The sequence below is a fragment of the Duganella sp. HH101 genome (assembly GCF_001758795.1).
GTDB classification, from domain to species: Bacteria; Pseudomonadota; Gammaproteobacteria; order Burkholderiales; family Burkholderiaceae_D; genus Rugamonas; species Rugamonas rivuli.
In genome coordinates this window covers 130,093-143,551 of the sequence record NZ_LRON01000006.1, presented here as the reverse complement: position 1 = coordinate 143,551, position 13,459 = coordinate 130,093, and the positions used below count along the sequence as shown (strand labels likewise).

The window sequence follows — 13,459 nt, the reverse complement described above, 5'->3', positions numbered from 1 at the left end:
GACACGTTCTGTCATAAATGACTTGCGTGACGTTCCAATTATGACAGGAGGGCGTAATATATCCGGGCGCTTTGACCTGTTCTCAGAGGGGAGGACGCAGTGGAAGCGGGGTTGGAAAACTATTTTTGACATATTTCGGTCATGTCATAAAGCTGTCATATAGCCCCGGTAGACTGCGCAGCATCCTAACCTGTCATAACAAAAGGACTTGATATGCGACTGAAACAACTGTTTTCCTCCCTGGTAGTTGGCGTAGCGGCTGTAATGGCCTTCTCGTCCGCTGCCCACGCCGCCGATATGACCGGCGCCGGCGCAACCTTCCCTTACCCGATTTACGCCAAGTGGGCTGAGTCGTACAAAGCCGCCACCGGCAACGGCCTGAATTACCAGTCCGTCGGTTCGGGCGCCGGTATCAAGCAGATCAAGGCCAAGACCGTCGATTTCGGCGCGTCGGACAAGCCGCTGAGCGCCGCTGAACTGGACGCCGAAGGCCTGATGCAGTTCCCGGCGATCATGGGTGGCGTGGTCACCGTGGTCAACCTGGACGGCATCACCCCTGGCCAGCTGAAGCTGACCGGTCCGGTTGTTGGCGACATCTACCTGGGCAAGATCACCAAGTGGAACGACGCCGCCATCGCCGCGCTGAACCCGGGCGTGAAGCTGCCAGCCGATGAAATCACCGTGGTGCACCGCGCCGACGGTTCGGGCACCACCTTCCTGTTCACCGACTTCCTGTCGAAAACCAGCGCTGAATTCAAAACCAAGATCGGTGCCGATTCGGCTGTGAAATGGGCCGTGGGCGTAGGCGGCAAGGGTAACGAAGGCGTGGCCGCAAACGTGCAGCGCATCAAGGGTTCGATCGGCTACGTCGAGTGGGCCTTCGCCAAGAAAAACAAGATGTCGCACACCCAGCTGAAAAACAAGGACGGCAACTTCCTGCAGCCTGACGACGACTTCTTCAAGGCCGCCGCCGCCAACGCCGAGTGGACCAAGACCCCAGGCTTCGGCGTAGTGCTGACCGACCAGGCCGGCAAGAACTCGTGGCCTATCACCGGCGTGTCCTTCATCCTGATGCACAAAGCTCAGGCTGACGCCAACAAAGGCAAGGAAGTCATCAAGTTCTTCGACTGGGCCTTCAAGAACGGCGGCACCGCTGCCACCGAACTGGACTACGTTCCACTGCCAGCATCGGTTGTCAAGCTGGTTCAGGATGCCTGGAAAGCCAACCTGAAAGACGCTTCCGGTAAAGCCATCTACTAATCCGGACCGTCCCTTCGCCGCGCCGCAGCACAGCGCGGACGGCGAGGGGGTTAGCCTGCGCCTCCCGACCGGGAGCCGCAGGCTAGCTACCATCCACGAGACAACCATATGAGCGCTGATATCACTTCCACGCCACTGAACAAACCGGAGCCGGCCATGAATACTGCCACCGCCGCCTTGGCGGCCGCCGAGCAGGCAGCCACCCAGGCCATGCACCGCACCATGCGCAACCAGCGCATCCAGGACTTCTTCTTCCACAAGACCACGATGTTGTTCGCACTGTCCGTGCTGGCAGTGCTGCTGGGTATCATCATCTCGCTGATGGTGGGCGCCTGGCCGGCCTTCAAGGAGTTCGGTCCGGCCTTCATCACCACCGTCGAGTGGGATCCGGTCAACGACAAGTACGGCGCGCTGATCGCCATCGTCGGCACCCTGGCCACGTCCGGCATCGCGCTGCTGATCGCCTTCCCGGTCAGCTTCGGCATCGCCCTGTTCCTGACCGAGATCTGCCCGGCCGGCCTGCGCCGTCCGCTGGGCACGGCCGTCGAGCTGCTGGCCGGCGTGCCGTCCATCATCTACGGCATGTGGGGCTTGTTCGTGTTCGCGCCGCTGTTCGGCGACTACGTGCAGCCCTTCCTGAAAAACACCATCGGCCACCTGCCCATCATCGGCCAGTTCTTCAGCGGCCCGACCATGGGCATCGGCATCCTGACGGCCGCGCTGATCCTGGCGGTGATGATCATCCCCTTCATTTCCTCGGTGATGCGCGACGTGTTCGAGATCGTGCCGGCCGTGCTGAAGGAATCGGCATACGGCCTGGGCTGCACCCGCTGGGAAGTGGTGCGCAAGATCGTGCTGCCTTACACCAAGACCGGCGTGGTCGGCGGCGTCATGCTGGGCCTGGGGCGCGCGCTGGGCGAGACCATGGCCGTGACCTTCGTCATCGGCAACGCCAACAAGCTGTCGTGGTCGCTGTTCGCGGCGGGTAACTCGATCGCCTCGACCCTGGCCAATGAATTCGCCGAAGCCGACACGCCGCTGCACACCTCGTCGCTGTTCGCGCTGGCGCTGATCCTGTTCGTGATTACCTTTATCGTTCTGTCCGCCGCCAAGCTGATGCTGGCTGGCATGTCCCGCAAGGAAGGCGTCAAATAATGAATCAAGCCATGAACCCTGTCTACCGCAAACGGCTGCTGACGCACCGCATCGGCATCGCGCTGTCCGTGGCCGCGATGTCGGTCGGCCTGCTGGTGCTGGCGTGGATCCTGATCACGCTGGCCGTCAAGGGCTTCGGCGCGCTCAGCGTCCACATGTTCACCCAGACCACGCCGGCCCCTGGCAGCGAAGGCGGCGGCCTGGCCAACGCCATCGTCGGCTCGCTGATGATCGTCGGCCTGGCCACCGTGATCAGCACGCCGATCGGCATCCTGGCCGGCATCTACCTGGCCGAGTACGGCGAAGAGAACAAGATCGCCGCCGTCACCCGCTTCGTCACCGACATCATGCTGTCGGCGCCGTCCATCGTGATCGGCATGTTCGTCTGGGCCATGTACGTGGCGACCGCCAAGCACTACTCCGGCTACGCCGGTTCGGTGGCGCTGGCGCTGATCGCGGTGCCGGTGGTGGTGCGCACCACCGACAATATGCTGCGCCTGGTGCCCAACAGCCTGCTGGAAGCGGCGTTCGCGCTGGGCGCGCCGCGCTGGAAAGTGGCGATGATGGTGCGCCTGCGCGCCGTCAAGGCCGGCGTGATCACCGGCGTGCTGCTGGCCGTGGCCCGCATCTCGGGCGAGACCGCGCCGCTGCTGTTCACCGCGCTCAACAACCAGTTCTTCAGCGCTGATATGAACGCGCCGATGGCCAACTTGCCGGTGGTGATCTACGGCTTCGCCATGAGCCCTTACGACAACTGGCGCGAGCTGGCCTGGGGCGGCGCGCTGCTGGTGACGTTCAGCGTGCTGGCGCTCAACATCCTGTCGCGCACCGTGTTCAGCCAAAAAGCACCGAATTAAACTCATCCTGATAAAGCGATCAATAATGAATACGCAACTGAGCCAAGAGAACGTGGTAGCCATGAACGGCAAACGCAAGACCATCGAGATTTCGGGTCTGAATTTTTTCTACGGTAAGACCCAGAGCCTGACCAACGTCAACCTGGACATCCACGAGAAGCAGGTGACGGCCTTCATCGGCCCGTCCGGCTGCGGCAAATCGACGCTGCTGCGCACGCTGAACCGCATGTACGACCTGTACCCGGGCCAGCGCGCCGAAGGTTCGATCATGTACCGCGGCCGTAACATCCTGGAAGAAGGCCAGGACGTCAACATGCTGCGCGCCAAGGTCGGCATGGTGTTCCAGAAGCCGACCCCGTTCCCGATGTCGATCTACGACAACATCGCCTTCGGCGTGCGCCTGTATGAAGACCTGTCGAAGGGCGAGATGGACGAGCGCGTCGAATGGGCGCTGAAGAAGGCCGCGCTGTGGGGCGAAGTCAAGGACAAGCTGACCAAGAGCGGCCTGTCGCTGTCGGGCGGCCAGCAGCAGCGCCTGTGCATCGCGCGCGGCGTGGCGGTGAAGCCGGACGTGCTGCTGCTCGACGAGCCGACGTCGGCGCTGGACCCGATCTCGACCTCGAAGGTGGAAGAGCTGATCAGCGAGCTGAAGCAGGATTACACGATCGCCATCGTCACCCACAATATGCAGCAGGCGGCGCGCTGCTCCGACTACACCGCCTATATGTACCTGGGCGAGCTGGTGGAGTTCGGCGAGACCGACCAGATCTTCATGAACCCGGCGCGCAAAGAGACGCAGGACTACATCACCGGTCGCTTCGGCTGATCGCACCTATAATAGCAAATCGACTACGGAGCCCTAGCATGATCGGTGAACATTCATCCAAGCAGTACGACAACGAACTGGAAGCCATACGCAGCAAGGTGCTGCTGATGGGCGGCATCGTCGAGACCCAGTTCCTCGACGCCATGACCTGCTTCCGCATCGGCAATCCCGAGCGCGCCGACCGCGTGATGCGCGAGGACGACGCCGTCAACCAGCTGGAAGTGTCGCTGGACGACGCCTGCAGCCACCTGATCGTGCGCCGCCAGCCGGCCGCCAACGATCTGCGCACCATCATGGCGACCATCAAGGTCATCACCGACCTGGAGCGCATCGGCGACGAAGCGACCAAGATCGCCCGCACCGCCAAGGCGCTGCATGCGCGCGGCGCCGTGACCGTCAACCACTACGAGATGGTGCGCGGCATCGCCAACAACACCAGCGACATGCTGCACGATGCGCTGGACGCGTTTGCCCGCAACGACGGCAAGCAAGCCTTGCAGCTGATCGCCCAGGACGCGGTGATCGACCATGAATTCCGTTCGATCATGCGCAATCTGATCACCTTCATGATGGAAGATCCGCGTACAATTTCGGCCGCGCTGGACACGCTGTGGGTCGCCAAGGCGATCGAGCGCATCGGCGACCACGCCAAGAACATCGCCGAATACGTCATCTACGTCGTCGAAGGCAAGGATATCCGCCACACCAAGACCGCACCGATACCGGACGACGTGCCCGCGCAAGCTGAGTAAAAGAAATAATAAGAGAAATAATGGCATCCGATAAAACTACCGTACTGATCGTCGAAGACGAGCCCGCCATCGTCGAGCTGGTGACGTTCTCGCTGCGCGAGGCGGGCTGGAACTGCTGCGCTGTGCAGAGCTGCGCCGAGGCCTGGGACTTCATCCAGACCAAGACGCCGCAACTGATATTGCTGGACTGGATGCTGCCCGACCAGACCGGCCTGCGCCTGCTGGCGCGCATCCGTTCCGACCGCCAGTTCAATGAAATCCCGGTCATCATGCTGACCGCCAAGAGCATGGAAGAAGACAAGCTGGCGGGCCTGAACAGCGGCGCCGACGACTATGTCACCAAGCCGTTCTCGCCGCGCGAGCTGCTGGCGCGCGCCAAGGCGCTGTTGCGCCGCAAGAGCCCGGAGCATGCGCAAGCGACCATGCGCGCGGCCAATGTGATGCTGGATCCGGTCAGCTGCACGGTGCTGATGGACGAGCAGAAGATCGATATCGGCCATGCCGAGTACAAGCTGCTGAAGTTCCTGCTGGCCCATCCGGAGCGGGTGTTCTCGCGCAGCCAGCTGCTCGACAAGGTGTGGGGCGATCACGTGGTGATCGAGGAGCGCACCGTCGATGTGCACGTGCTGCGTCTGCGCAAGGCGTTGAAAGAGGCCGAGCATCTGATCAAGACGGTGCGTAGCGTGGGCTACATGCTGTCGGAGAAATAATGAATCCCAAACTGGTGTTCTGGGTGCCGGCCGCGCTGCGCACCGCCGTGATCCTGGCGGGCTGCGCGGCCCTGGGCTGGATGTTCGGCTGGTTGAACGGCCTGGTGCTGGCGCTGCTCGCCATGATGGTGCTGGTGTTTGTGCAGCTGTCCTATCTTTACCAACTGAGCAACTGGATGGACGATCCGCAGAGCGCCAAGCTGCCCGATGGCTGGGGCGCGTGGACCAATATCTTCTCGCGCCTGTACCGCATGCGGCGCGACGACGAGAAGAACCAGACCGAGCTGACCGAGTGGCTGGCGCGCTTCCGCCAGGCCATGCATCTGCTGCCGGACGGCGTGGTCATCATGGACGACGTGCTGTTCCTGGAGTGGTGCAATCCGGCCGCCGAGAAGCACCTGGGCCTGACGCATGAGCGCGACAAGGGCATGCGCGTGACCAATCTGGTGCGCAGTCCGGATTTCATGGACTACATCATCCTCGGCCGCTACGAGCAGCCGCTGACGATCAGCTTCCGCGAGCGCAAGCTGATCGTGCACATCATTCCGTTTGAAAACCGCCGGCAGATCCTGGTGACGCACGATGCCACCGAGACCGAGCGCATCGAGGAAATGCGGCGCGACTTTATCGCCAATGCGTCGCACGAGTTGCGCACGCCGTTGACGGTGATCGTGGGCTTCCTGGAGATCGCGGCGTCGGAGGGGCTGGATGCGGCGACGCGTTCGGCGCACCTGAAGCTGATGACGGAGCAGGGCCATCGGATGCAGCATCTGATCGAGGATATGCTGACCTTGTCGCGGCTGGAGTCGGTCGATTATCCGATGCGGCCGGAGCAGGTCGATATACCCAAGCTGATGGAGCAGGTGCTGCGCGATGCGCGGGCGCTGTCGGCTGGCAAGCATGAGATCACGATGGCGGTCAACGGGCCGGACATCATGGGCAGTTATGAAGAGCTGCACAGCGCGTTCGGCAATCTGGCGTCCAACGCGGTGCGCTACACGCCGGCCGGCGGCAAGATCCATCTGGTGTGGAAGGAGTATGAGGGCGGCGTGAAGTTCCTGGTGGAGGATACCGGTATCGGCATCAGCCCCGAGCACATCTCGCGCCTGACCGAGCGCTTCTACCGGGTCGACAAGAGCCGCTCGCGCGAGACGCAGGGTACGGGGCTGGGCTTGGCGATCGTCAAACACGTGCTGCTGCGCCATGGCTCCACGCTGCAGATCAAGTCGGAGGCGGGCAAGGGCAGCAGCTTCATCGTCTGCCTGCCGAAGAGCGCCATCGTTCAGCAACAGCCGGAGTTGTTGCTGAATTAGTACCCTGCCCAGCGCTATGGGTAGGTGAAGAAGATGAAGTGCACGGCGTTGAGCGCGATGTGGACCAGGATGGGCGCTTCGATCCGTTCGGTGCGCTGGTAGGCGTAGGCGTAGCCCAGGCCTGCGATAGCGGCGAGCCCGGCGTACAGCGGGCCGCCGGCCAGATGCGCGGCGCCGAACAGCAGCGCGGAGCAGGCCGCCGCCACCCACGATCCATGGCGCCATCCGCTCATCGCCGATGCCAGCCGCGCCTGCACGAAGCCGCGGAAGAACGCCTCCTCGGCGATCACGGTGAAAAACAAATTCACGGCAAGGAATTGCAGCGTGACATCCGGCAGCTTGAAAGCCGGGTGCACGAAGCCGGCGCCGGTAGCCAAGGCCATCACCACTCCCACTGTCACCAGCAGCACCGGCCAGGTCTTGCGCAGCACGCCGCCCAGTTCGGCAAACGACGCCGTACGCCGGCAGATCAAGGCCAACAGGATCAGGCCGACAGCGCCCTTGTCGAAATTCGCATACTGGGTAAACGGTTTGGCGCCTTCCGAAAACACGGCGCCGGCAATCGCCACAGGATTGCTAAACCCCGGCAGTTTATGGATGGCCAGCGCAAACGCCAGCACCAGCGTGAGCACGCCGGCTACTATCCGTAGATATTTTTGAGATGAAGCTGTGGTCAGCCAGGCGGCGCCGCCGAACACGGCCAGCGCCACGTAGGCCGGCGCGTGCAGCACGCCGGCCAGGCCGCCGCACAGCAGCGCCACGGCAAACCATATTTGCCAGGGGGCGAGCGGTAGCAGCGGCGAAGGTTTAATCCAGACAGCGCCCACGGACAGGGCAAGTGCAATGAAGGTCAGCAGTGTGAGGGTCGGCATTATTGAAGGAAATCGGTGAGTTGAATTTCCTTCAATAGTATCACTCCAGCCAGCCGGGCAAAACAGCCGGTCAGAACTTGTAGGCCACGCCCGTCATCAGCACCGGCGAGGTCTTGCGCTTGGTCAGCGGGCTGTCGGCGGCGTCGCCGGTCAGGTGCGAGACGCCCAGCGCGGTGTGCACCGACCAGTTCTTGTCCAGCACGTGATTCCAGTTGACGCCGGCCGTGACGTTGGAGAAGCCGCCCTTGGCGGTGTAAGCCTTGTAGCCGGAGGTGGCGCTTTGCGCGGCGGTCACGCCGAAGTAGGTTTGCATATGCTTCTTGTCGGCGTATTCGGTCGACAGGCTCAGGCCGACCTGGTCGCTGGCGGTGGTGTACAGCTGCGTCGATGCGCCCAGCGTGTAGGTGGCGCCGTGCTCGCGGTGCGCCAGGTTTTGCGTGGTGCCCAGGCTCAGGCCGACGGTGCCCAGCTGGTAGCTCGCGCCCAGCACGGCCTGCGCCGCGCCCTGGATGTCGCCCATGCCCTTGAGCGCGTCGGAACCGTCGAAGACGTTGCGCTTGTGGTCGGCGCGGGCGCCGCCGTAGCTCAGCGCCGCGCTCAGGTTGACGCCGCTGACGTCGGTCTGGAAGCCGATGCCGCGCATCGTGCTGAGGAAGATGCCGTTGTCGTAGGTGCGTTCGAGGTAGGGCAGCGGCACCACCCGGCTCTTCTTGGCGCCGGTGTATTCCGGCACGTAGGCCAGGCCTGCGCCCAGCGTCAGGCTGTCGCCGGCGGCGGGCGCGGTTTTCGGATTCGACGACGGCAGGTCGAGGGCGTCGGCGTAGCTGTTGGCGCTGATGGCGCAGAGCGAGGCGATGGCAAGGGTGATGGCGAGGCGCATGAAATATCCTGTGAGGTGGTGGTTCGGTGGTCCGCCGGCGCGTGATTGGAGGTGGCCCGGCGTATGACGGAGCGAAGTGTCTCAACAATTGCGCCGCGCCGCTATCGGCTTGTCTGAAGTATCATCTGCTGAATTCTTTGGTACCGCGCGGCGGTGCCTGATCTTCGGAGCCGACCATGTCCCTGACCCTGTATTACCACCCGCTGGCCTCGTTCTGCCATAAAGTGCTGATTGCGCTGTACGAGAACGGCACGGCCTTCGACAAGCGCCTGATCAACCTGGGCGAGGAGGGCGACCGCGCCGAGCTGGAGGCGATCTGGCCGCTGTGCAAGTTCCCGGTGCTGCGCGACCACGAGCGCGGCCGCGACGTGCCGGAGACGTCCATCATCATCGAATACCTGGACCGCCATTTCCCCGGCCCGCAGCCGATGATCCCGGCCGACTGGGATGCGGCGCTGGACGTGCGCCTGTGGGACCGTTTCTTCGACCACTATGTGCAGGAGCCGGTGCAGATCATCGTCGGCGCGCACCTGAGCGGCCTGCAGTGCGACCGGACCAAGGAACGCACCAAGCTCAAGACGGCGTACAAGATGATCGAGAAGCGCATGGCGGCGCGCAGCTGGATGTGCGGCGAGGCGTTCAGCCTGGCCGATTGCGCGGCGGCGCCGGCGTTGTTCTACGCCGCCACGCTGTTGCCGTTCCCGGAGGAATACCATCACCTCGGCAGTTACTTCGAGCGGCTGGTGGGCCGTCCGTCCGTCAAGCGGGTGCTGGACGAAGCGAAACCGTATTTCTCGATGTATCCGTTCTTTGACGATATCCCGGAACGCTTCCTGGCAGAGGCCTAGTTCTTGTTGCCTTCGCCGTCGGCGCTCTGCATCGAGGCCGGCTGCTGCATCGAACCGTTTTGCGCCGCCACGGCGGCGAAGTGGTGGGCCTGGTCGAGCACTTCCTTGCCGGCGGCCTTGCCCGCCCGCAGTTGCTGCTCGGCGTGAGCGGTGGCCTTCTGCGTGACCGCTTCGGCCAGTTCAGAAGCGGTGCGCGCCGCCTGCGGCGCATGCTGCTGCACGACCTGGTTGATGCTGGCCTGGTAGTCGGTGGCGACCTGGTTCAGCTGCTGTTGCCACGCCTGCAGCTTGTGCGCCGTCTGCTGCGTCGCCGACGACGCGTCGTCCGCCGTGCGTTCAGCCTGCGGGGTCAGCAATGCGGAGCGCAGCGCCTCGGTGGAATCCTGAAGCCAGTCGCGGCTGAATTGCAGATTCACCTCGGACAGTTTGCGCACCGATTGCAGGGTTGCTAGGGTCAGGTCGCTGAAATAGTCGATGCGCGCTTGCACGTGATTTTTTGCTGCTGGCGAAATGGTTTCCACAAACGAATTCATGTACTTCTCCTGGTTGGTGTGGGGCCAAAGTGAGAGTGCGGGGGAGTGCTGGTACGGGCGCTTTGGCCGGACGCCTGCATGACTATCTTCGCAGGTGCGGCGCATTTTTGCCACACCAGAGCCTGCCGGAACTATTCGTTCTGTCAGGCCAATACATTCTCCGCTTCGCCACGCGCTTGTCCGTCTCGCCACATAGCGATGGACCGGCGGCGGGCCGCTGCACTAAGGTGTCGATGTGACTTCACATCTGAGAGCGAGCCCATGAAAAGAAGAAGTTTGTTGAAGGCCGCCGCCGCCTTGCCGGCGCTGGCCTTGGTCCCATCGTTGGCCTGGAGCAGCGCCGGCGCGGTGGTCCGCCGCGTGCGTCCGGGCGATGCCGGCTGGCCGTCGGCCGCCGCCTGGCAGCAATTGCAGCAGCGCGTCGAGGGACGCCTGCTCAAGCTGGACGCGCCGTTCGCCGCCTGCGCCGCCAGCGTGGACGCTCCGGCCTGCGATACCGCGCTGGCCACCCTGAAAAACACCTTCGCCATCGGCGACCAGCCGGCGCTGACGCAGACCAGCGGCTGGCTGGACGCGTGGTCGTCGCAGCCGAGCGCCTACGCGGTGGTGGCGCGCAACACGGCCGACGTGGTGGCGGCGGTCAACTTCGCCCGCGAGCACCATCTGCGGCTGGTGGTCAAAGGCGGCGGCCACAGCTACCAGGGCACGTCGGACGCGGCCGATTCGCTGCTGGTGTGGACGCGCCACATGAACGACGCCACCTTGCAGGACGCCTTCGTCGCGCAGGGCAGCGGCGCCGCGCCGCAGCCGGCCGTGACGCTGGGCGCGGGCGCGATGTGGATCGACGCCTACGACGCCGTCACCACGCGCGGCGGCCGCTACGTGCAGGGCGGCGGCTGCACCACGGTCGGCGTCGCGGGGCTGGTGCAGAGCGGCGGCTTCAGCAACTTCTCCAAGGCTTACGGCACGGCCGCCGCCGGCCTGCTGGAAGCCGAAGTCGTCACCGCCGACGGCCAGGTACGGATCGCCAACGCCGGCAGCAACCCGGAGCTGTTCTGGGCGCTCAAGGGCGGTGGCGGCGGCAGCGTCGGCGTGGTCACGCGGCTGACGCTGCGCACGCGCGAACTGCCGGAGCATTTCGGCGCGGTGTTCTTCAGCGTCAAGGCGGCGTCGGACCAGGCCTATCGCGCATTGATCGCGCAGATGATGGCCTTCTACGCCGGCGCGCTGTTCAAGCCGCAGTGGGGCGAGCAGGTCGGCTTCAACACCGACAACACCATGGACGTGTCCATGGTGTTCCAGGGCCTGAACCAGCAGCAGGCCGAGGCAGCGTGGGCGCCGTTCCTGGCGTGGCTGCGCGAGCGGCCCGAGTACAGCTTCGACAAGCCGTTCCGCGCGCTGGCGCTGCCGGCGCGGCAGTTCTGGAACGTGGCCTTCTTCAAGCAGCACGCGCCGGGTTTCATGGTGGCCGACGAGCGCCCCGGCGCTCCCGCGCACCACGGCGTATGGAAGGGCGACGCGGCGGAGGCGGGATGGTTCATCCACGGCTACCAGTCGGCGTGGCTGCCGGCGTCGCTGCTGGCCGCCGACGGGCAGGCGCAACTGGTCGATGCGCTGTTCCGCAGCACGCGGCACTGGCGCGTCGGGCTGCACTTCAACAAGGGACTGGCCGGCGCCTCGGCAGCGGACATCGCCGCCGCGCGCGACACGGCGATGAATCCCGATGTGCTGGACGCCTTCGCGCTGGCCATCATCGCCGGCGGCGACGGTGCGCGCTATCCGGGCATGCCGGGGGCGAAGCAGGATGCGGCGGCGCAGGCGCAGCGCGGCCGCGAACGCGCGGCATCCATCGGCCGGGCGATGGGGGAGTTGCGCAAGGCCGCGCCGAAGGCTGGCTCCTACGTGTCGGAGAGCGATTACTTCATCAAGGACTGGCAGCGGGCGTTCTGGGGGACCAACTACGAGCGGCTGGCGCGCGCCAAGCGCCAGTACGATCCGCACGGCCTGTTCTTCGTGCGCCACGGCGTCGGCAGCGAGGCCTGGAGCGACGACGGCTTCACGCGCAAGGGCTGACGCCCATGCCGCCCGCGCCGCTCACGGCTCGATGTTGGGTGCGCGGCGCGGCACCAGATGCAGCTCCTTCTGGCGGCCGCCGATGTAACGCACGCCGGCCTGGTCGAAGTAGGCGTCCTCCTCCAGCATGATGCGCAGCGGCGCCGCGTAGCCGGGCACCGTGGTCGCCGCATTGAGCTCGATCGAATACGCGGTGCGGTGGCGCAGCGCCTCGTCGCCGCTGCCCGGCACGCCGTCCTGCATGTCCCACATGCCGATGGCCGGTCCGGCCGCGTGGCCGTGGTAGCCGATGGGGTGGGTGTAGATGGTCGGATTGAGGCCCTCGGCGCGGGCCTGCGCCAGCGCCGCCGCCAGCACCTGGTTGCCGGTGCGGCCCTGGCGGAACTGCGCCGTCAAAATATCCTGCACGCGGTTGGCGCGCGCGAAGGCCTGCGCCAGCGCGGGCGGCGCAGCGCTCTCGCCGGGCTTGAGCACGTAGGCGTGCTGCTGCACGTCGGTGTTCAGGCGCAGATAGGTGATGCCGATGTCCACATGCAGCAGGTCGCCGGGGACGATCACGTCGGCGTCGGTCAGCGCCGCGCCCTGGCTGGGGCGCTGGATCTCCACCGATGGATGGAACCAGGTGTCGTAGCCCAGGTCGCGGATCTTCTGGCGGAACCACCACACCACATCGGCGCTGGTGGTGATGCCCGGCGTGATGACGCGCTCGGAAAAGCCCTCGGCGATGATCTTGTGCGTGGCGTCGATCAGCTGCGGATAGATCTGCATTTCGCGCGCGGTGCGGGTCTCCAGCCAGCGCACCGCCAGCGGCTCGGCCGACACCACGCGCGCCCGGTACTCGGCCGGCAGCGCGGCAAGCAGCTCGGTGTAGTCGGTGTGGTCGATGCCGTCGGCGTGGCCGAAATGGCGCGAGGTGTCGAGCGCGATCTTGTTCGGCTTGCGCTGCGCGATCAGCGCCACCAGCGCCTGCCACTGGTCGGGGAATTTCTGCATGTCCCAGGCCGCCGCGATGCTCTTGCCGACGTTGTAGCGCGCCACCGCCAGCCGGTCCAAGCGGCCGCTGGACGGGTCGCGGTAGAACATCAGCACGGTGCGGCGGCGGGCGTTGAGCCACTCGGCGGGCAGCATGGTCTTGAGCACAGGATCCTCGTTGTACTCGCGCGAGACCACGATCCACATGTCGATGCCGGTCTGCGCCATCATGTCCGGCAGCAGCGTGTCGAAGCGTTCGGCCAGCAGCTGGTTGACCACCGTCGCCTGCTCGCGCAGCGGCAGCACCTGGGCCGGCGCCGATGCGGCAGCCAGCGCTAAAGACATCGCAAGGAGATATTTTTTCATGCACCCATGGTGGCCCAGAGTCGACGTCGAAGTCAATCAACT

The 13,459-nt window shown here is 64.8% G+C and carries 13 protein-coding genes; 9 read left to right on the top strand and 4 right to left on the bottom strand.

What is annotated here, in order from left to right:
* The first annotated feature begins 213 nt into the window (after positions 1 to 213).
* The 7 genes from pstS (at position 214) to phoR (ending at position 6,873) form a co-directional block, all read left to right on the top strand.
* Positions 214 to 1,260, top strand: a complete 1,047-nt coding sequence (pstS, locus tag DUGA2_RS11920; RefSeq protein ID WP_008447300.1) for a phosphate ABC transporter substrate-binding protein PstS — start codon at positions 214 to 216, stop codon at positions 1,258 to 1,260.
* 156 nt (positions 1,261 to 1,416) lie between these two features.
* Positions 1,417 to 2,415, top strand: coding sequence for a phosphate ABC transporter permease subunit PstC (pstC, locus tag DUGA2_RS11915; protein WP_008447302.1), 999 nt, complete (start codon positions 1,417 to 1,419; stop codon positions 2,413 to 2,415).
* The gene (pstA, locus tag DUGA2_RS11910) at positions 2,415 to 3,272 is read left to right on the top strand and encodes a phosphate ABC transporter permease PstA (RefSeq protein ID WP_070269482.1); all 858 of its coding nucleotides are present in this window, start codon (positions 2,415 to 2,417) and stop codon (positions 3,270 to 3,272) included. Before pstC ends, pstA begins: the two co-directional genes overlap by 1 nt.
* 25 nt (positions 3,273 to 3,297) lie before the next feature.
* Positions 3,298 to 4,098, top strand: coding sequence for a phosphate ABC transporter ATP-binding protein PstB (pstB, locus tag DUGA2_RS11905; RefSeq protein WP_008447305.1), 801 nt, complete (start codon positions 3,298 to 3,300; stop codon positions 4,096 to 4,098).
* A 38-nt stretch (positions 4,099 to 4,136) separates the two neighbouring features.
* A complete protein-coding gene (gene phoU / locus DUGA2_RS11900; RefSeq protein WP_008447308.1) occupies positions 4,137 to 4,850 on the top strand; it encodes a phosphate signaling complex protein PhoU in 714 nt (237 codons plus the stop codon).
* 20 nt (positions 4,851 to 4,870) lie between these two features.
* Positions 4,871 to 5,560: a response regulator gene (locus tag DUGA2_RS11895; RefSeq protein WP_008447310.1), complete on the top strand. Its 690-nt coding sequence runs from the start codon at positions 4,871 to 4,873 to the stop codon at positions 5,558 to 5,560.
* Complete coding sequence (phoR, locus tag DUGA2_RS11890) at positions 5,560 to 6,873, top strand: phosphate regulon sensor histidine kinase PhoR (RefSeq protein WP_070269481.1); 1,314 nt, start codon at positions 5,560 to 5,562, stop codon at positions 6,871 to 6,873. The genes DUGA2_RS11895 and phoR overlap by 1 nt, the downstream gene beginning before the upstream one ends.
* 14 nt (positions 6,874 to 6,887) lie before the next feature.
* Here phoR and DUGA2_RS11885 read toward each other — a convergent pair whose 3' ends face one another.
* Complete coding sequence (locus DUGA2_RS11885) at positions 6,888 to 7,745, bottom strand: CPBP family intramembrane glutamic endopeptidase (protein WP_070269480.1); 858 nt, start codon at positions 7,743 to 7,745, stop codon at positions 6,888 to 6,890.
* 70 nt (positions 7,746 to 7,815) lie between these two features.
* Positions 7,816 to 8,625, bottom strand: a complete 810-nt coding sequence (locus DUGA2_RS11880; protein ID WP_070269479.1) for a MipA/OmpV family protein — start codon at positions 8,623 to 8,625, stop codon at positions 7,816 to 7,818.
* A gap of 176 nt (positions 8,626 to 8,801) precedes the next feature.
* On the opposite strand from DUGA2_RS11880, the gene DUGA2_RS11875 reads away from it, so the two are divergent.
* Positions 8,802 to 9,473, top strand: a complete 672-nt coding sequence (locus DUGA2_RS11875) for a glutathione S-transferase family protein (protein ID WP_070269478.1) — start codon at positions 8,802 to 8,804, stop codon at positions 9,471 to 9,473.
* Here DUGA2_RS11875 and DUGA2_RS11870 read toward each other — a convergent pair.
* On the bottom strand, positions 9,470 to 10,006 hold the full coding sequence (locus DUGA2_RS11870; protein WP_070269477.1) for a phasin family protein: 537 nt from the start codon (positions 10,004 to 10,006) through the stop codon (positions 9,470 to 9,472). The two genes, DUGA2_RS11875 and DUGA2_RS11870, sit on opposite strands and share 4 nt — an antisense overlap.
* Before the next feature lie 261 nt (positions 10,007 to 10,267).
* Here DUGA2_RS11870 and DUGA2_RS11865 point away from each other — a divergent pair, with 261 nt between their 5' ends.
* The gene (locus DUGA2_RS11865) at positions 10,268 to 12,079 is read left to right on the top strand and encodes an FAD-dependent oxidoreductase (protein ID WP_070269476.1); all 1,812 of its coding nucleotides are present in this window, start codon (positions 10,268 to 10,270) and stop codon (positions 12,077 to 12,079) included.
* 21 nt (positions 12,080 to 12,100) lie between these two features.
* Here the strand turns inward: DUGA2_RS11865 and DUGA2_RS11860 are convergent, their stop codons facing one another.
* Entirely contained in the window at positions 12,101 to 13,417 is a 1,317-nt protein-coding gene (locus tag DUGA2_RS11860; RefSeq protein ID WP_070269475.1) for a M24 family metallopeptidase, read from the bottom strand.
* Between the last annotated feature and the right edge of the window lie 42 nt (positions 13,418 to 13,459).

What these genes read in the sequence shown, in the direction of transcription:
- pstS (WP_008447300.1), top strand. Translation starts at nt 214, where the DNA reads ATGCGACTGAAACAACTGTTTTCCTCCCTGGTAGTTGGCGTAGCGGCT.
- phoR (WP_070269481.1), top strand. Translation starts at nt 5,560, where the DNA reads ATGAATCCCAAACTGGTGTTCTGGGTGCCGGCCGCGCTGCGCACCGCC.
- pstB (WP_008447305.1), top strand. Translation starts at nt 3,298, where the DNA reads ATGAATACGCAACTGAGCCAAGAGAACGTGGTAGCCATGAACGGCAAA.
- DUGA2_RS11860 (WP_070269475.1), bottom strand. Translation starts at nt 13,417, where the DNA reads ATGAAAAAATATCTCCTTGCGATGTCTTTAGCGCTGGCTGCCGCATCG.
- pstA (WP_070269482.1), top strand. Translation starts at nt 2,415, where the DNA reads ATGAATCAAGCCATGAACCCTGTCTACCGCAAACGGCTGCTGACGCAC.
- DUGA2_RS11875 (WP_070269478.1), top strand. Translation starts at nt 8,802, where the DNA reads ATGTCCCTGACCCTGTATTACCACCCGCTGGCCTCGTTCTGCCATAAA.
- phoU (WP_008447308.1), top strand. Translation starts at nt 4,137, where the DNA reads ATGATCGGTGAACATTCATCCAAGCAGTACGACAACGAACTGGAAGCC.
- pstC (WP_008447302.1), top strand. Translation starts at nt 1,417, where the DNA reads ATGAATACTGCCACCGCCGCCTTGGCGGCCGCCGAGCAGGCAGCCACC.
- DUGA2_RS11880 (WP_070269479.1), bottom strand. Translation starts at nt 8,625, where the DNA reads ATGCGCCTCGCCATCACCCTTGCCATCGCCTCGCTCTGCGCCATCAGC.
- DUGA2_RS11885 (WP_070269480.1), bottom strand. Translation starts at nt 7,745, where the DNA reads ATGCCGACCCTCACACTGCTGACCTTCATTGCACTTGCCCTGTCCGTG.
- DUGA2_RS11870 (WP_070269477.1), bottom strand. Translation starts at nt 10,006, where the DNA reads ATGAATTCGTTTGTGGAAACCATTTCGCCAGCAGCAAAAAATCACGTG.
- DUGA2_RS11895 (WP_008447310.1), top strand. Translation starts at nt 4,871, where the DNA reads ATGGCATCCGATAAAACTACCGTACTGATCGTCGAAGACGAGCCCGCC.
- DUGA2_RS11865 (WP_070269476.1), top strand. Translation starts at nt 10,268, where the DNA reads ATGAAAAGAAGAAGTTTGTTGAAGGCCGCCGCCGCCTTGCCGGCGCTG.